Origin of the sequence: Shewanella sp. 8A (assembly GCF_023475945.1) — a bacterium.
GTDB classification, from domain to species: Bacteria; Pseudomonadota; Gammaproteobacteria; order Enterobacterales; family Shewanellaceae; genus Shewanella; species Shewanella xiamenensis.
Map to the genome: position 1 here is coordinate 165,964 of NZ_JAMDJP010000009.1, position 16,458 is coordinate 182,421.

Below are 16,458 nucleotides of genomic sequence, written 5' to 3' on the forward strand. Positions count from 1 at the left end.
ATGCCTCATCTCCAGCCTAGCTTAGTGGTGCGCGTGATCTTTGTGCATTGCACCGTCAGCCATTTTTTCTGTCGTCGCTTTAGGCTCTAAATTCATGCCACATTTAGGGCAAGTATCGTCTTTGTTACCTGTAACTTCGGGATGCATTGGGCAAACATAGGCTACAGCTTGTTCCTGTGGCGCGGCATTGTTGTGGTGATGCTCATGGGGTGTTGCTGTAGCAAACACACTGGTGCTGGTCATTAAAAATGCAACTAAGGCAAGATTAGTTAAGGTTTTCATATTATTCACTCCATCGGGTTTTAGGGCCGAATATGAGTGCATAAAACGTGATTGAGCTTATTTCTTGAGTGCATACTCAAAATTGATGCCATGGGTAGCATCGCGCACAGTCAACGTTTTAGCTTTACTCTGGGTGCTTGAGAAGAGGGCACCACAATAAACGGCAAAATAAATAGTTAGCTTGGTTCGCCCTGAAAAAAGGGCACAATGAGGCTAGGACTAGGCTATCGGTGGCTTGAAGGCCGACGATAAAGAGATAGAGTGGAAATGAGGCATAGGAGTGGCCATAGGGGTATCACTCAGACTCACACTGGGCCAAAGATGTGGACTGAAAAGCGTACCAGCAACTGAGATCGTCAAGCAATGTCCACAATCGTTAAGACAGGACGTGGTGCCATTACAACAATGCTGTTTTGCGCCGGGAAGCATTTGATCGTTACAGCAATTTGTATTGGCCATTGCACTGGCGTCAGCGTGGTGCTCGGTGTTCATTTGCATCATTGCCGCGTGATCCATTCCTTGGTTGGAAAGGCTATGAACCATAGCGCCCATTTCCATTGAGCGCATCACCATAGCGTGTCCATTAGACACAACACCTTGCCCGACCAATGCGAGTAAAGTGAATATGACTAATAAATAACGACTAAGTGTTTGATGCATAATAATTCCAGATAATGAACGCTTGGATTCTAGCACAGAGGCATTATGCTGCAATGCGTTAACTCACATTTTAGTTAATGCCTCAGCTCATCGCTCCTAAGGTTGGATTATCTAGCGACTTGATTTCGCAAGATCTCTGCCATTAACTGACTGTGATTTTGCAATACGAGTGGCAGTGGTGTGGCACCATCTACACTGAGCTGTATATGAGGGTTATTGATAAAACGTTTGGCATCAGCCTCGCTAGTTAATGTTGGAGTGCTGATCTGGTAATTCGACTGCGGTGCAACATCCAGGGTAAAGAATAGAGGCTCAGACTTCACCCAAGTGCCACTGTCATCGGCGCGATAACTGAATAGATCTTGATATTTTACTTCAATTAGCACTTTACCTTCAGGTAGTTGTACTGGTTTAAAGGATTTAGTAGCTTGGCCATTAATGCTGACCACATTGAGTGTATCAGTGCCTTTCAAGGTCGCAGCACTCGCCGTCATGCTGATAGCAATAGTACTGATGATGAATGTAACGCCAACGAAAATTTTACTAAATAAGGTCGTTTTCATAATAAACTCCAAAATTTGCGTGTTCGCGTGAGCGCCAAATCGTGGTGGCAGCTTCGCGAGCGATTGAATCGATTTAATGATTAAGATCGGTTACAGCAAATCGGAGTTGGGTGGTGGTGTGGTCAACCCAAGGTCGGCGGTTTGAATCGCCCAGCTTTTGTTCGTAATACGATTACTAGCATGACTCATCAACGCGAGTTGTGGTTGTGATGTTGAGAGGTAAAGCTGTGCAACGCAATGAGTTTTGCAATGGTTGGTAAGAGAGTCTTGGCAATGCAACATGCATTCGTCTGGGGGGCAATCGGGCATAGTGCAATTTATTTTGCCATCAACCATTTGCATGCTGGATATATCGTGAAAGTCATTCATCGCTGAAGTTGGCATAGCATTCACCATCGCCGACTGAGCGATAAGTGAAAATAACAGTGCTATGGTAATCCAAAACTTAGCCATAAAAAAACCGTTGCCAATGTACCTACTCTTAAAGACCAACAAATTGCATAAAAAGTTTCATTTTGAGTTTAGTTTTAGGCGTCAGGCTTTTATAGCAAAGGTTAAATGTCGTCTTGATCACATTTTTGTATTCTAAAAATGATTTCATTGCCTTAGCTTCTTAAGGTAGTACTTAATCATTTGTCGCTTAGCATAATGATGAATGTATTAGTGAGAGTTGAAGTACCCTAATGCTCTGCTAAGCTGGTTTTAGCGAGTCGTATTATTCAGAGTTAGAGCTAAGTCTCATTTTGCGCTTTTAAGTTTACATTAATCGGCATTTTAGGCTTGAAATCAAATTTCTAATAAATGAAAAAATATAAAATAGTCTTATAAAAACTAATTTTGACCATATTTTCGGAGATAGAGTGATGAACTGGCGTGCACTATTTAAACCCAGCGCGAAATATTCCATCCTAGCGCTACTGGTTGTTGGTATCGTTATTGGTGTTGTGGGCTACTTTGCAACCCAACAAACCTTACATGCGACGAGTGAAGACGCATTCTGTATGAGCTGCCATAGCAACCACTCATTGAAAAATGAAGTGTTAGCTTCTGCCCATGGCGGTGGCCGTGCTGGTGTGACCGTACAATGTCAAGACTGCCACTTACCACATGCTCCAGTGGATTACTTGATCAAGAAAATCATCGTATCTAAAGACTTATATGGTTTCTTAACTATCGATGGTTTTAACACTCAAGCTTGGTTAGACGAAAACCGCAAAGAGCAAGCTGACAAAGCTTTAGCTTACTTCCGTGGTAATGACTCTGCTAACTGTCAACATTGCCATACTCGTATTTATGAAAATCAACCTGAAACAATGAAGCCAATGGCTGTGAGAATGCACACCAACAACTTCAAGAAAGATCCTGAAGCAAGAAAGACCTGCGTGGACTGCCACAAAGGTGTTGCTCACCCCTATCCAAAAGGATAAGGTTTAGCGCTTCAATAGCTTGATATTCAAATAAAAAGCCCTCTTTCGAGGGCTTTTTGCTTTCTCGTCTTATAAGTCTTGGCTATTGATTAATGCCACTCTGCGGGACAAGGCGCTTAGCGAAATTTGATGCACCATTTGTGTGGGAGCTGTGCAGGCATCGGCAATCACTTGCACTGAATAGGCTTGTGCCGCGGGTGATAGCGCTGTATGGGTCACGCAGTTTTGAGTCATGATACCGCATAAGAGTAAATGCTTGATTTGCATATCTTGGAGTAAGTTGGCTAGCTCTGTGCCATCGAAACTGTCGGCAAATTGTTTTACCACAATTGGGGCATTGGGTAGCTCAGCTAAAAGCGCAGGATGGATTTCAACTCCTTGAGTGTGTGGGTTAAAAAAGGGGGCGTCACCCTGAGCAGTATCGGCTATATGCTGCACGAGAATAATCGGTATCGCCTGTTGCTGGGCACATTGCACTGAGTGCAAGGTGCGCGCTAATGTCTCATCGACTTGCCATTGTGGGTAAGCCCCATGGGGAAAGTAGTCATTCTGCACATCAATAATTACTAAGGCGCTGTTCTCTGGGATCTGGTTTAAGCTCGACATATTTTTCTCCTGTTCGTTTTCTCTTGCAAAAGATGTCTTCGAAGGAGAGTTTGCGGTAGATTCATTGCCATTAAGAGTGGCAGAAATGACATCTATGGTGCTTAAATTGACAAATTTTGCCGAGCCATCCCCATTAAAAGTGGCGATATTAGCCATACCCGGTTGTTTAACTTCAGCCGTATTTGGCTTAGAAGAGATGTTGCTGGTGGCTAATAAGCTGATGTTAGCTGACGAAAATAAATCCCTAAGCTCAAGCAGTTTTGCAGTGACTCGATTATCCCTAGAGGAGATGAATCTCGAAGATCGCTATCAGTTAGTGATTATCCCGCCGAGCATCGAGACTGAGCTTTACTTCAATGCAGTGCCTTCATTGCGATTATGGTTACAGCAGCAACATGCCCGAGGAGCTATTCTCTGTTCTGCCTGTGCGGGAGCATTTGTGCTGGCCGCAGCGGGTTTACTCAATGGCCGCAAGGCGACAACCCATTGGGGATTAGTGGAAACGTTTGAAACCCAATATCCACAGGTGAAACTCGAGATCGAAAAAATCATGGTTAACGAGGGCGATATCATCACGGCTGCTGGCATGATGTCGTGGCTCGACTTGGGGCTAGAGTTAGTCGCGCAGTTTTGTCATGTGAAAGTCATGCGCCAACTGGGCAAGTACCTTGTTATCGATACCGGTGGGCGTGAACAGCGTTATTACCAACAGTTTTTACCTAAACGAGATCATGGGGATGCTGTGATCTTGGGTCTGCAAAATCGCCTACAAACCGACTATGGTGAGCCGATGAGTGTTGCGGTTTTGGCGCAGCAGTGCTGTATGGGCGAGCGAACTTTTTTGCGACGTTTTGTGAAAGCGACAGGGCATAAGCCTAATGAATACCTACAAAAACTCAGGATCCAAAAGGCCTGCGACTTACTCGAAAATAGTTCTCTGAGTTTCGAGACCATAGCGCATCAAGTTGGCTATGAGGATGTGAGCGCCTGTCGCAAAGCGTTTACCCGTATTACCGGCCTAACCCCGAGCGCGTTTCGGCAAAGGTTTAGTGCGCTTTCGCCTGCGCCAACACCTGTCGACGATAGCTCAATAAACTAAATACGCCGAAGATAAACACTTGCAGATAATCTTGTTTGCGCAGTGTCAGCAGGTTTTTAAACAGTATATGGAAGATGGCAACTTGGAAGCAATGCATCAAGCAAGTAATGCCGAGCAAGATATTGAGAATAATGCCGATATTGCCAGCAAAAGGCATAACAAGGTTATAAGCCATCATCAGCCACGCTATTAGGGTGATGGCTTTGCCCATATTGATCAGTAACGACATGCTATTCCTTGGTGTTAGCCGGAGAGTCTTCGGCTTGGTATTGATATAAGCGATAGCTAACTTGCCCTGCGGTTTTGTCTTTGAGCGGTTGCCAAGTCGCAGGGACTGCCATTTGGGTTAATTCCGACTCAAACTCCACATAAATGAGCGCACCATCATTAAGCCAACCTTGGCTGTCCAACAGTTGAATGGTTTTTTCTGCTAAGCCTTTGCGGAAAGGCGGATCGATAAATACCACATCAAACCCTTGCTCGCAGCCATTTTGCAGTACGACTAAGGTATCGGCGTTGAGTACCTCGGCATTGTCGCACTTGAGGGTATTGAGATTCGCTTTAAGTTGCATGGCAGCTGGACGTTGCAACTCGATAATCTTGGCGTAACTGGCATAGCGTGAGAGGGACTCAAGCGCCAAGGCGCCGCTGCCACCAAAGCAGTCGAGCACCCTTGCGTGGGCAATATCATTGGCAAGCCAGTTAAACAGGGTTTCACGGACTCTATCTGTGGTCGGCCGCAGGCCGTCTAAATCATGGATGGGCAGTTTGCGCGAACGCCATTGCCCAGCAATGATCCGCACCTGGCCACTACCGGCTTTCTTGTTGGCCGTTTGACTCTTGGTCACTTGCTTGTTGTTTGCACGATTATTAGCCAAAGTGCCCCCGTGATTTTGCCTGAAGAAAGAAAGTGGTAGACTATGCCACCTTTATAAAGGCCACTATTTTATATCAAACTCCTAGTAAAAGGTGAGAAGGCTGATAGAGCAGAACTAATTGCCGACTTTTTGGGCGTAATTGCCGCGGTAATCTGGTATAACGGCAGGGTCTTATTTTAAATTCAACACTGAAGTAGAGCGCTGGAATTACACATGGCAAAGAAAGGTTTTTTCTCCTGGTTTCGTAAAGATAAATCACAAGATGAGGTTGTCGAGCAAACCCCAGTCTCTACTCCATCGCAAACCGAGCAAGCCGAAGCATTAGCAAAGCAGCAAGCTGAAGAAGCCCGTCTCGCGGCTGAAAAAGCCGCAGCCGAACAGGCGTTAGCCGATAAATTAGCAGCCGAAAAAGCAGAAGCGGAAAGAGTTGCCGCAGAACAAGCCGCAAAAGTCCAAGCAGAGGCACAGCGTGTTGCCGAAGAACAAGCTGCACATTTAGCCGAACAACAGGCGGCCGAAACCGCGCGTTTAGCGGCGGAGCAAGCGCAGGCAGAGCAGTTAGCCGCTGAAAATGCCCAAGCGGAAAGAGTTGCCGCAGAACAAGCCGCAAAAGCCCAAGCAGAGGCACAGCGTGTTGCCGAAGAGCAAGCTGCGCGTTTAGCCGCAGAAAAAGCCCAAGCCGAAAGAGTTGCCGCAGAGCAGGCTGCTGAAGCCCAAGCAGAAGCAGAGCGAATTGCCGCTGCACAGGTCCAAGCTGAACAACCCCTTGAGCAACAACCCGAACCTCAGGCCAAACCCGCCAAAGAAAGCTTCTTCGCGCGTCTAAAACGCGGCTTAATGCGTACTAGCGAAAATATTGGTAGCGGTTTCATCGGTTTATTCCGTGGTAAAAAAATCGATGATGAACTGTTTGAAGAGTTGGAAGAACAGCTTTTAATCGCCGACGTGGGTGTCGAAACCACTTCACGCCTTATCCAGAGCCTGACTGAACACGCGTCGCGCAAGCAATTAAAGGATGCCGAAGCACTCTACGATCTGCTGCGCGATGAAATGCAAAAGACACTCGATCCTGTGGCAATCCCATTAGTGCCTGAAAATACCCATGGTCCTTTTGTGATTCTTATGGTCGGTGTTAACGGTGTGGGTAAAACCACCACGATTGGCAAACTGGCAAAGCAATACCAGCGCCAAGGTAAGTCTGTGATGTTAGCCGCGGGCGATACCTTCCGCGCAGCAGCGGTGGAGCAATTACAGGTTTGGGGCCAACGCAATAATATCCCTGTGATAGCCCAACATACCGGCGCCGACAGTGCCTCGGTACTTTTTGATGCGCTGCAAGCGGCTAAAGCCCGAAAAATTGATGTATTAATTGCTGATACAGCGGGTCGCTTACAAAACAAGTCGCATCTGATGGAAGAGTTAAAGAAAGTAGTGCGAGTGATGAAGAAACTCGACCCAGAAGCGCCGCACGAAGTGATGCTGACCTTAGATGCGAGTACTGGCCAAAATGCTATTAGCCAGGCGCAGCTATTCCAAGAAGCTGTTGGCGTTACCGGCATGACCATTAGCAAGCTCGACGGTACCGCCAAGGGCGGCGTGGTGTTTGCGATTGCCGACAAGTTTAAAATCCCGCTACGTTATATTGGCGTGGGTGAGCAAATTGATGATTTGCGTACCTTTAATTCTAAAGAATTTATTGATGCCTTGTTCACTCAAGAGAAAGCGGATAGCTAATTTATGATTGATTTTCAGCAGGTCAGTAAGATTTATCCTGGTGGCCAAATGGCGCTGGAGGAAGTGAATTTTCATCTACAAAAAGGTGAAATGGCATTCTTAACCGGCCATTCGGGCGCGGGTAAGAGTACCCTGTTGAAATTAATCACAGTGATCGAGCGCGCCACCACTGGCCATGTGGCGATTAATGGCCACGATATTGCCAAAATCAGCCCCAAACACGTGCCCTATTTGCGTCGCAATATTGGGATGATTTTCCAAAACCATCATCTATTGATGGACAGAAGCGTATTCGACAATGTTGCCTTGCCATTAGTGATTGAAGGTTTCTCCCATGGCGAGATCCGCAAACGGGTCGCTGGCGCGTTGGATATGGTGGGTTTATATGGCAAAGAGCGCCATAACCCGATCATGTTATCCGGTGGTGAGCAGCAACGTGTCGGTATCGCCCGCGCGATCGTGAATAAACCGCCACTATTGCTGGCCGACGAACCGACGGGCAACTTGGACCCTAAATTGTCGATGGATATTTTGCGCCTATTCGAAACCTTTAACGATGCTGGCACGAGCGTGCTCATTGCCACCCACGATCTGGGACTGATCGCGCGGATGAAATACCGCACTTTTACCTTGAAGCAAGGGCGTATGCTCGGTGCCCAGGAATTACATCATGGACACGCGACTGCTCGAGGTAATGCGCTATGAGTGATAACGCCAAATTAACGCGCAGTAAGTTGCCCATTTCAGGGCGCATCGTGATGTTTTTTATTCGTCATGTGCAGCAAGCCATGGCGAGTATGGGCGAGTTATGGCGCAGTCCCGTTTCTTCTTTGATGACGATGGCTGTGCTTGGGGTGAGCTTAAGCTTGCCCGCAGCACTGCAAGTGCTAGTTAAAAATGCCGAGACTATTACCACTTCTTGGAATAGCGCGGCGGAGATTTCACTTTTTATCGATGAAAATCGCAGCGAGCAGACTATTCAAAGTTTGTTAACGCGTATCCGCGCTTATCCCGAGGTAGAAAAGGTACAGTATATCGACCGCAATCAAGCGCTTGAGGAGTTTCAGCGTCTATCTGGATTTGGTGAGGCGTTAGCCTATCTTGATAAAAATCCGCTGCCAGCGGTAATTACCGTGACACCAACCCAGCGCTATTCCACGCCAGTGGGAGCCCGCGAATTATTGACTAAGCTTGAGCGCGAGCCTGAAATCAGTTTTGGTCGCTTAGATATTGAATGGTTAGAGCGGCTACAGGCTGTGGTGCGTTTACTCGAACGAACAGTAATGGCGATTGCGGCGTTACTCGTCTTGGCAGTGGTATTAGTGATAGGTAACACGATTCGCTTAGCCATTATGAATCGCCGTAGTGAAATAGAAGTGATGAAGTTAGTCGGAGCAACCGAGGCATTTATTCAACGTCCCTTCCTTTATACCGGTATTTGGTACGGAGTGATTGGCGGTGTATTAGCTTGGCTTATTATTAACTTGTTGGTTTGGTATCTGGATTCTGCCCTAGCCGAATTGCTTGGTTTGTATGGTAGTCAGCTAGAGATGAAGTCTCTGACCTTTACCGAACTGCTACAATTAGTGGGCTTGGCTTCTTTCTTAGGTTGGCTAGGTTCTTATCTTTCGGTAAGGCAACATTTAAGATCGATTGAACCTTCTTAATGATCAATCGTTTATAGTTTAAATACCTTGATAAATATGGCTGGCGATGAACTTTTGTTCACTTGCAATGTCTATTCAACGGGGTTAAAAGTAACACCCCAGACGAGTGAAGGTTGACATACTCTGTCAATTAGCCGATAGTTCGTCAGCTCATCCTTAGGGTGTTTTGAGTGAAACCATAGGATGAAATCGACTTATATTTGATAAGTAGCAAGAAAGTAGGAGCGCGAATGACCTTTCAAACGCAATCAATGGCACTAACAGTCCCTCAGGGCAGCAGTAGTTTAGAAGCTTATATCCATTCAGTGACTAGCATGACAATGTTAGACGCTGAGACTGAGTATGAGTTAGCCAAGCGTTTGCAGGAAACGGGTGATCTGCAAGCAGCGAAGCAACTGATTATGTCGCACTTACGTTTTGTGGTGCACGTTGCTAAGGGCTACTCAGGTTACGGTCTGCCGCAGGCGGATTTGATCCAAGAAGGCAACATCGGTCTGATGAAAGCGGTTAAGCGTTTCGATCCCGATGTGGGTGTCCGTCTAGTGTCTTTTGCTGTGCACTGGATAAAAGCTGAAATTCACGAATATGTGCTGAAAAACTGGCGCATTGTTAAAGTCGCTACCACCAAAGCGCAACGCAAGTTGTTCTTTAATATCCGTAAAGCGAAAACTCGCCTCGGTTGGTTTAGCGATGATGAAGTCGCAATGGTCGCAGAAAACTTAGGTGTCTCTAAGGCCGATGTGACAGAGATGGAATCACGTATGGCGGCGCAGGATCCTGCGTTTGATCTGAGCAGTGATAACGATGATGAGCAGGATTTTGCCCCAGTGCAATATCTTGAAGATCATTCATCGGATTTAGCCGAAAACATCGAAAACGATAACTGGGAATCTAATGCCCAAGGTCGTTTATTGTCGGCCATCAAAACCTTAGACGAGCGTAGCCAGCATATTCTGCGTGCCCGTTGGTTAGACGATGATAAAACCACACTGCAGGAATTGGCAGAAACCTATCAAGTGTCAGCTGAGCGTATTCGCCAGTTAGAGAAAAACGCCATGAACAAGCTTAAGGCTTGTATGGAAGCCTAATTAGGCTGCAATTTATTTCGATGTTAGAAACAAAAAACCTGCTTCGGCAGGTTTTTTTGTGGCCGAAATCATCAAGACTTGGATTGGATGCTGGCAATCAACGGTTGCCGATTCACTTTTAAGCCTGTTTGCGCGGCATTTTCTGGCCAAGGGTAATAGCGGCGTGGTCTTTTAAAGCGGGCGATTTTGTCGGCGAGAAAGACTTCAAGCTCGGCCTCTATCGCACTCATCTCTTGGCTGGTGTGGCTGCGGCTTGTATCGCTGCAGATAGTCTTAGCGCGAATAATGTCACCGCGAATGATGGCGGCGGGGAGTTGACCAAAGGTAACGTCGGGCTGAGAAAAGACGATTGCTTCATCTATTAATGGATGCAGTTTGAGTGCAGCTTCAATCTCTTCTGGCTGAATGTTTTCGCCGCCGCTAATAAACATATTATCGACGCGGCCAAGAATGCGGAGATTGCCGTTTTCGTCCCATTCGCCTCTGTCCTTGGTATAAAACCAACCGTCGGCATCAAGGGGCTTTTCTATTCCTTTATCAGCGAGATAACCCATAAATAAGCAATCTCCCCTTACCCAAATCACCCCATCAACAATCTTAAGCTCGCGTCTTGGCAGTAATTTGCCACTCGTACCATCGCTCAGCGCGGGGCCAGTGGTGATTTGCGAGCCCATTTCCGTCATACCGTAGCTGGTAAAGCTGGCAATATGCCGCTGTTCGAGCTGTTTAAGTAAATCGATAGAAATTGCGCCGCCGCCCAGTAGCAGGGCTTTAATGCTGCTGAGCGAGGCCTGTTTGTCAGTGAGCAAATTGAGTAACTGGGTCGGTACGAGGGAGAAATGGGTTAAGCCGTCACGCTCGATTTGCGCCTGCAGCGGGAGGGCAGGTTCCGGCAGTACCACCGTCGCCGCCACTAAGGCGCAGCGGTTGAGAATGGCGAGGCCGCCAATATGAAATAGCGGTAACGACAACAACCAAGCATCACCAGCGACTAGCGGAATAAGACTGCGAGCACCCTCGGCATTGGCAATATGATTCGCAAGATTGTGCACGGCCGCCTTAGGAAAACCGCTGGAGCCAGAGGTTAAAATCACATTGCTTGGGCGATAAATATCAAAAGCTGTCGCGGTTAGGTCAGCGTTTGGAGCCACGCCTAGACTAAAATCTAGCGTGAGTTGATGACAGCCTGATAAAGCCAGCTCATCTTCGCTCCAATAGAAAGGGATTTGGTGGCTATCGATAAGCCCTTGAACTTGCGCCAGCGGAAAGCGCGGTGAGATAGGAAAAAAGATGGCGCCAATATCCACACAGGCCCAATACAGGCAAATCATCTCTAGATTATTACGGCTGATACACGCAAGTGGCTGCCCTTGACCAACGCCGATGCGCGTGAGCTGCTCACCTAATATCAGCACCATTTGGCTTAAGCTCGCGTAGCTGATGTCTTGCCCATTGTGCTTAACCGCCGTCTGTGGGGGCGACATGAGCGCGGCGCTATGTAATGGCGAAATACGTTGCTGTGAAATAGATTGGGATGAAGCCAATGTTTGAGATTCGGACATTGTCGATTAATCCTGCTGCGTACTGGCGACAAGTTTAAGGCATTTAAGCGTAAGAGTTTGGGGCTTGCCGCTTGGTACGATTAAGTCTTGGCTAAAGGCGGCTAACGTATCGAGCCCAGGAATTTCATCGGGCGTCAGTATGGCGGCTAAATGGGCCAAATCATTGATACCTAAGCTGGCCTCAAGGCTGGAACTTAAGATACAGCGCACGCCATGGCTGTTCGCCTCGTCGATAAGGCGCTGCAGTTTTTCAATACAGCCCAGTAGCATGGGTTTGATGACTAATGCCGTTAATCCCTCATGCATCACAAATTGATAATCTGGGTCATTGAGGGATTCATCTAGGGCATAGGGCAGGGGAATGGCGCGATACAGGGTGCGATTATCCTGCGGCTGTTTGCAAGGTTCTTCAATATATTCAATGCTATCTAGTGGCAAGCAAGCGGCAAAGTCGAGGGCCTGTTCCAAACTAAATCCACGATTAGCATCTAAGCGCAGCTTGAGTTCCGGTCTTTGGCTTAAGATGCCATAAATCAAACTTAACTCATCTTCCATGGAGGTTTGTGCAACTTTCACTTTAACTGAGCGCACACTGCTATCGAGCTTGGCGATTTTAGCTATCAACTCGGCTTTGGGCGCATCTGTTGGCTGATAAATCAACGGCACTGTGGTGGTTACTGGGCGCACCGTATCGAGTTTTCCGCTGATTTTGGCATGTAGCAGACTTAAGCCAAAGGCAATGGATGGAAAGGGACTCGCTTCGGCTTGCTCGAGCAAGCAATAAATTGATTGGTTTTGCAGCTTGGGTAATAGCGCCACTAAGGCCTGTTGAACCTCATCGAGGCTTTCACGGCTAAAGCCTAATAATGGCTGTTGGTCGATATCGAACCCTGAGAGTGGCGCGATTTCAACATACTGCTCACGCACTTCACCTTCGGTTTGCGCTTTTGCCTGTAGTACTAAGCCAGCTCTGTAGTCAATGCGTTGTTTACCCACAGGCAAAAAGCGGTCTAAGGGCAGGCGATATAAATACAAGCTAAGTGAAGTTAAGATCATATTTTCCTTAACACTTTATCGATTTAAAAGCGGTCTGTTTGCGTGTATCTCTACGTCAAGCGTTCGACGAACAAACTTCTTATACAGGCGAGTAATCCCGCAGGATTGGCTTGATGTATGTTATGCCCCGCCTGTTCAATCTGATGCAAGATGATGGGTTGTTGTGCTTGCCAGTCCTTTGCGATCGCCGTGAATTTAGCATCCTGGCTGCCGGAAAAAAAATGGCATTCGCAAGCAAGGCTTGCAGGTAGATCCCAAAGTGAAGCTTGGCGGGCAAGTGAGGTCGCCAAAAAGATTTGCTTGAGTATGTGTTTGGGATGTTGGTCGAGCTGCATAGCTCGTTTTGCTATCAAGGCATTGCGCACCTTGTCGGGCATATCGGCAAACACGGACTGTTGATACCAAAGCTGTAAAAAATCCCTGCTACTCAAGCTTTGCAGCCGTTTGGCCCACAGGTTGTCGCTCTTGCTGCGCGCGGCTTGTTCTTCGGTATTTGTCAGCCCGGGATGACAGGATTCTAGCCACAAACTCAACACTCGCTGCGGATAAGCTTGGGCAAGATGTAAGGCAATCCGGCCACCGAGGGAATACCCATAGAGGTAAAACGCTTCAATACCGAGGCGATCGAGGCGGCTGATAATGTCTTGGACACAAAAGTCGAAGCCATCAGTGAGCGTCGATGCGATTTCTGGTTGATTGTCGCCGTGACCGGGTAAATCGAGGCAGATGCAGTGAAAATGTTGGCTGAGTTTAGGGATCAGCGGTAGCCAATCGGCCTTCGATCCTAAAAAACCATGGATCAGGACCAAGTTTGGCTGTGCTGTCTCTCCATAACGGGCCACGGTCGGCATTAGCTTTGTTTCACCCATAAATTCAGCGCGGCGATCTGCTCGCTGGCTTGGTGTTGGCTAACGGTGACTTCGATGACAGAAGCACCCTGATAATCCAGCGCTTCATTATAGCTATTTTGGAAGTCTGCTAAGTTATCCACTTGGTTATAAGGAAGATTAAACATAGCGGCGGCATAACCAAATTCCAGACCATGGCTTAACCGATAGTAATCACTGCGCAGTTCCTCATTGGGGACGGGCAAGAGATTAAAGATATTACCGCCATCGTTGTTGAGGATAATGATCACCAGAGGACTGGTTAAATTGCGTGCGATGGCAAAGGAGTTGAGATCATGCAACTGGGATAAATCCCCAATAATCAAGCTGGTCGGTTTACCTTGGTGCGCTGCAATACCGCAGGCGGTGGCCAGTAAGCCATCGATCCCCGAGGCTCCGCGATTAGTGTAAGTGGTGGCAGTGCAGCAGCTCACTGGCGCGTACATATCGTACAAACGTACCGGCAGGCTATTGCCGATAAACAATTGCTGCTCCAGTGGTCGTGTATTGGCAATCGCGCGGATAACCTGAGCTTCACCAAACTCACCTTGATCAATATTGCGCACGAATAAACTATGCAATTCATCGTTGTAGCTAACTAAGGTATTAGCCCAATTCGCTGATGAAGAGCGATACCAGTTAAGCGATGCAAATTGGGCGGCGTTGGCGTGCCATATGTGTTTAGCGTTATGGCTTGGGTCGAGCCTATCTTGCTGCGGCAGCACTTGCCAGTAACTGTGCCAGTTTTGTTCGGCAAGGTAAGCAATCAAACGCTTAGACAATAAGCGTCCACCAAACACCAGCACGCGGTCTGCCTCTTGTAACAGATTGCGCGCTTTGGGATGTTGCAGTAGTTGGTCAATATTACCAATCGCCGCCGGATGTTGTCGCAGTTGGGACTGAGCATCGGTTAGTAACGGCCAGCCAATTTTTTGAGATAGCGCAATGAGTTGCTGTGGATCTTGCTCTGGCGTGAGCGTACCCGCGATGATGACGCCCTTACCATGGACGAAACGCATAATGGCATCTTCGCTCGGGCTGCTTAATTGTTCACGCTTACCATAAAGAGTGTAAGGACGTGCTTGTTGCAGCCATGTTTGCAGCGGCTTGAGGTATGGCGATTCGCTATCGAGAATTGTGGCAGTTAATTCACTCGGATATAGCGGTTCACGGTACATACAGTTGATATGCACAGGGCGTGTTTGATTGGCCACGGCCTCATCAAGCGTGGTGAGCAACATCTGCGGTGCAATGTGTACATCCGGCGTGGGGAGATTCACCTGCTGGGCATAATGGGCAAAAATGGCTGGTTGCACTATGGCTTGGTTGGCGCCACAACCGAGTAATTCTGGCGGTCTGTCACCACTGAGGACAATTAAAGGCACATGGGTGAGCCACGCTTCGACTATTGCAGGATAAAGATTAGCGACGGCCGTGCCAGAGGTGGTAATAATAGCTACGGGCGCAGAGCTGGCTTTGGCTAATCCAAGTGCCATAAACCCTAAGCCGCGCTCATCGAAATGCAAATGACGTTTCAGCTTGGTTTGCTGGGCTGCTGCAAGAGTTAACGGGGTTGAGCGTGAGCCTGGTGCCATGCAGACATGCTGCACACCAAGACGTGCTAATTCTTCCAGAATCAGTGCGCCCCACATGAGATTAAGTGTGGCTGTGTTTTCGGTTCGCATAGCAAGATCGATCAGGATAAAGATGGGCCTAGTGTAACGTGTTTGACGATTAAGATGTATGCCCGTCTTAACAAAACTTGGGACGACACGGAGGAGCGGTGAGGTGGAGCCTAAGCTAAGGCACAATATGCCTATCACCTCGAATAATAAGATGAAAACGTGTTAAGTCTTTATCGCTAAATAATGCTATCAACAATTTTCTTTATTTGTTCACTGAGCCACACCAGCTCTTCGCTAGCGCGATTGGGCTGATTCTTTTGCACCAAGAAGATCGTCGGAGCTTCGGTGTCGGCGTATAAACGTTCTGCCTCAAGTTGTGATAATTGACAGGTATGCAGTTCGGGTATTTCTGCCACCATTTCATAAACCACTCGGTAGGGTAATAAAGAAATAGTTTGGCTCTCTCCTAAATATTCAAACAAACTAGAAATACTGGTAATGGTAATTTCAGTATTGAGTTTTATACCATTTTTTATACAGAATTCTTGATATGGGCTAAGGCGAGTACTGGGATTACCGAGATCAGTATTGACATAGGGATACTCTGCAATCGTCTCTAAGGTAATTTCTCGCTTAAAAATGGGATGATTTCGGCTAGCAATAAGATACACCTTACCCATACGTTGTAGTGTTGTGGTTTGTAACTTGTCTCCATAGGCTGCGACATCTGCGGTACTCTTATTGCAACAAATACCGAGGGTGGTATCACCATTGATGATGTCCTGCGTGGTATGCAGTGACCAAGGGGTAATATTGATATGGATAGATTTTTGCTCTTCTTTGATAGCTTGCATTAAGGCTTTAGGGAAGGCATAGGCAATAAGGCCTGGGGCGGCAATCTCAACATGTGTTTTAACATGATTGACATTGGCTGCTCGTACCTTTTGAAACTTCTCAGTACATTCAATGGTTTGTTTCGCTATCGGGTATAAGTGCGTGACAAATTCATTGGGGAATAAGCCATATTTCTTACGGATAAAAAGCTCATCACCAAATACTTCTCGCAGGTTTTTAAGGCTACGACTTATTTTGGGGGCTGGGATATCTAATGCCTTTGATACATAGGTTGCAGACTTGTTCTCATATAATGAAACAAGTATTTTTAAACTCAGAATATCGAGGCCATCCATGTTACTAATATGCATTTTTTATATTCCTTAATATTGAGTAAATACTTTAAAGAACACCTAATTATGGTGTTATTAATTTAATTTAATGTGAAATCCATCCCAAGTTTTGCACCTTAAATTTATCTATATGTAAC

The 16,458-nt window shown here is 47.0% G+C and carries 18 protein-coding genes; 6 read left to right on the forward strand and 12 right to left on the reverse strand.

Translation table 11 applies throughout. The features are described from left to right. Positions 1–21 precede the first annotated feature (21 nt). The 4 genes from M0413_RS09385 to M0413_RS09400 form a co-directional block, all read right to left on the reverse strand. Positions 22–282 (reverse strand): heavy metal-binding domain-containing protein, encoded by a 261-nt coding sequence (locus M0413_RS09385; protein WP_037423654.1) that lies wholly within the window; start codon positions 280–282, stop codon positions 22–24. A gap of 219 nt (positions 283–501) precedes the next feature. Further along, the gene (locus tag M0413_RS09390; RefSeq protein WP_047537915.1) at positions 502–942 is read right to left on the reverse strand and encodes a hypothetical protein; all 441 of its coding nucleotides are present in this window, start codon (positions 940–942) and stop codon (positions 502–504) included. Between the two features lie 107 nt (positions 943–1,049). Further along, positions 1,050–1,505 (reverse strand): DUF2057 family protein, encoded by a 456-nt coding sequence (locus M0413_RS09395; RefSeq protein ID WP_249553920.1) that lies wholly within the window; start codon positions 1,503–1,505, stop codon positions 1,050–1,052. 90 nt (positions 1,506–1,595) lie between these two features. Next, complete coding sequence (locus M0413_RS09400) at positions 1,596–1,958, reverse strand: hypothetical protein (protein ID WP_047537921.1); 363 nt, start codon at positions 1,956–1,958, stop codon at positions 1,596–1,598. Between the two features lie 410 nt (positions 1,959–2,368). Between M0413_RS09400 and cymA the strand changes: the two genes are divergently transcribed. Then, entirely contained in the window at positions 2,369–2,932 is a 564-nt protein-coding gene (gene cymA, locus M0413_RS09405; protein ID WP_037423641.1) for a NapC/NirT family cytochrome c CymA, read from the forward strand. Between the two features lie 69 nt (positions 2,933–3,001). On the opposite strand, the gene M0413_RS09410 is transcribed toward cymA, so the two are convergent. Continuing rightward, positions 3,002–3,538: a cysteine hydrolase family protein gene (locus tag M0413_RS09410; protein WP_144345301.1), complete on the reverse strand. Its 537-nt coding sequence runs from the start codon at positions 3,536–3,538 to the stop codon at positions 3,002–3,004. Between the two features lie 97 nt (positions 3,539–3,635). On the opposite strand from M0413_RS09410, the gene M0413_RS09415 reads away from it, so the two are divergent. Continuing rightward, positions 3,636–4,637, forward strand: a complete 1,002-nt coding sequence (locus tag M0413_RS09415) for a GlxA family transcriptional regulator (protein ID WP_249553931.1) — start codon at positions 3,636–3,638, stop codon at positions 4,635–4,637. Here the strand turns inward: M0413_RS09415 and M0413_RS09420 are convergent. Further along, positions 4,585–4,866 (reverse strand): DUF1145 domain-containing protein, encoded by a 282-nt coding sequence (locus M0413_RS09420; protein ID WP_249553922.1) that lies wholly within the window; start codon positions 4,864–4,866, stop codon positions 4,585–4,587. The two genes, M0413_RS09415 and M0413_RS09420, sit on opposite strands and share 53 nt — an antisense overlap. Before the next feature lies 1 nt (position 4,867). Beyond that, complete coding sequence (gene rsmD / locus M0413_RS09425; RefSeq protein WP_249553923.1) at positions 4,868–5,515, reverse strand: 16S rRNA (guanine(966)-N(2))-methyltransferase RsmD; 648 nt, start codon at positions 5,513–5,515, stop codon at positions 4,868–4,870. A gap of 213 nt (positions 5,516–5,728) precedes the next feature. Here rsmD and ftsY point away from each other — a divergent pair, with 213 nt between their 5' ends. The 4 genes from ftsY to rpoH all read left to right on the forward strand — a co-directional run bounded on the left by ftsY (position 5,729) and on the right by rpoH (position 10,004). Beyond that, the gene (ftsY, locus tag M0413_RS09430) at positions 5,729–7,249 is read left to right on the forward strand and encodes a signal recognition particle-docking protein FtsY (protein WP_249553924.1); all 1,521 of its coding nucleotides are present in this window, start codon (positions 5,729–5,731) and stop codon (positions 7,247–7,249) included. Positions 7,250–7,252: 3 nt separating this feature from the next. Beyond that, positions 7,253–7,954, forward strand: a complete 702-nt coding sequence (gene ftsE, locus M0413_RS09435; RefSeq protein ID WP_249553925.1) for a cell division ATP-binding protein FtsE — start codon at positions 7,253–7,255, stop codon at positions 7,952–7,954. Further along, entirely contained in the window at positions 7,951–8,916 is a 966-nt protein-coding gene (gene ftsX, locus M0413_RS09440; protein ID WP_037423624.1) for a permease-like cell division protein FtsX, read from the forward strand. The genes ftsE and ftsX overlap by 4 nt, the downstream gene beginning before the upstream one ends. 230 nt (positions 8,917–9,146) lie before the next feature. Continuing rightward, positions 9,147–10,004, forward strand: coding sequence for an RNA polymerase sigma factor RpoH (rpoH, locus tag M0413_RS09445; protein ID WP_047537943.1), 858 nt, complete (start codon positions 9,147–9,149; stop codon positions 10,002–10,004). Between the two features lie 71 nt (positions 10,005–10,075). Here rpoH and menE read toward each other — a convergent pair whose 3' ends face one another. From menE to M0413_RS09470, 5 genes are all read right to left on the reverse strand, one after another. After that, positions 10,076–11,566, reverse strand: coding sequence for an o-succinylbenzoate--CoA ligase (gene menE / locus M0413_RS09450; RefSeq protein WP_249553926.1), 1,491 nt, complete (start codon positions 11,564–11,566; stop codon positions 10,076–10,078). Between the two features lie 6 nt (positions 11,567–11,572). Beyond that, positions 11,573–12,622 (reverse strand): o-succinylbenzoate synthase, encoded by a 1,050-nt coding sequence (menC, locus tag M0413_RS09455; protein ID WP_249553927.1) that lies wholly within the window; start codon positions 12,620–12,622, stop codon positions 11,573–11,575. A 50-nt stretch (positions 12,623–12,672) separates the two neighbouring features. Next, positions 12,673–13,473: a 2-succinyl-6-hydroxy-2,4-cyclohexadiene-1-carboxylate synthase gene (gene menH / locus M0413_RS09460; RefSeq protein ID WP_037426656.1), complete on the reverse strand. Its 801-nt coding sequence runs from the start codon at positions 13,471–13,473 to the stop codon at positions 12,673–12,675. Further along, complete coding sequence (gene menD, locus M0413_RS09465) at positions 13,473–15,194, reverse strand: 2-succinyl-5-enolpyruvyl-6-hydroxy-3-cyclohexene-1-carboxylic-acid synthase (RefSeq protein WP_037423610.1); 1,722 nt, start codon at positions 15,192–15,194, stop codon at positions 13,473–13,475. The genes menH and menD overlap by 1 nt, the downstream gene beginning before the upstream one ends. A 176-nt stretch (positions 15,195–15,370) precedes the next feature. Next, complete coding sequence (locus tag M0413_RS09470) at positions 15,371–16,339, reverse strand: LysR substrate-binding domain-containing protein (RefSeq protein WP_088586322.1); 969 nt, start codon at positions 16,337–16,339, stop codon at positions 15,371–15,373. Between the last annotated feature and the right edge of the window lie 119 nt (positions 16,340–16,458).

What these genes read in the sequence shown, in the direction of transcription:
- menH (WP_037426656.1), bottom strand. Translation starts at nt 13,473, where the DNA reads ATGCCGACCGTGGCCCGTTATGGAGAGACAGCACAGCCAAACTTGGTC.
- M0413_RS09420 (WP_249553922.1), bottom strand. Translation starts at nt 4,866, where the DNA reads ATGTCGTTACTGATCAATATGGGCAAAGCCATCACCCTAATAGCGTGG.
- ftsY (WP_249553924.1), top strand. Translation starts at nt 5,729, where the DNA reads ATGGCAAAGAAAGGTTTTTTCTCCTGGTTTCGTAAAGATAAATCACAA.
- cymA (WP_037423641.1), top strand. Translation starts at nt 2,369, where the DNA reads ATGAACTGGCGTGCACTATTTAAACCCAGCGCGAAATATTCCATCCTA.
- menD (WP_037423610.1), bottom strand. Translation starts at nt 15,194, where the DNA reads ATGCGAACCGAAAACACAGCCACACTTAATCTCATGTGGGGCGCACTG.
- menE (WP_249553926.1), bottom strand. Translation starts at nt 11,566, where the DNA reads ATGTCCGAATCTCAAACATTGGCTTCATCCCAATCTATTTCACAGCAA.
- menC (WP_249553927.1), bottom strand. Translation starts at nt 12,622, where the DNA reads ATGATCTTAACTTCACTTAGCTTGTATTTATATCGCCTGCCCTTAGAC.
- M0413_RS09385 (WP_037423654.1), bottom strand. Translation starts at nt 282, where the DNA reads ATGAAAACCTTAACTAATCTTGCCTTAGTTGCATTTTTAATGACCAGC.
- M0413_RS09400 (WP_047537921.1), bottom strand. Translation starts at nt 1,958, where the DNA reads ATGGCTAAGTTTTGGATTACCATAGCACTGTTATTTTCACTTATCGCT.
- M0413_RS09470 (WP_088586322.1), bottom strand. Translation starts at nt 16,339, where the DNA reads ATGCATATTAGTAACATGGATGGCCTCGATATTCTGAGTTTAAAAATA.
- M0413_RS09390 (WP_047537915.1), bottom strand. Translation starts at nt 942, where the DNA reads ATGCATCAAACACTTAGTCGTTATTTATTAGTCATATTCACTTTACTC.
- ftsE (WP_249553925.1), top strand. Translation starts at nt 7,253, where the DNA reads ATGATTGATTTTCAGCAGGTCAGTAAGATTTATCCTGGTGGCCAAATG.
- M0413_RS09395 (WP_249553920.1), bottom strand. Translation starts at nt 1,505, where the DNA reads ATGAAAACGACCTTATTTAGTAAAATTTTCGTTGGCGTTACATTCATC.
- rpoH (WP_047537943.1), top strand. Translation starts at nt 9,147, where the DNA reads ATGACCTTTCAAACGCAATCAATGGCACTAACAGTCCCTCAGGGCAGC.
- ftsX (WP_037423624.1), top strand. Translation starts at nt 7,951, where the DNA reads ATGAGTGATAACGCCAAATTAACGCGCAGTAAGTTGCCCATTTCAGGG.
- M0413_RS09410 (WP_144345301.1), bottom strand. Translation starts at nt 3,538, where the DNA reads ATGTCGAGCTTAAACCAGATCCCAGAGAACAGCGCCTTAGTAATTATT.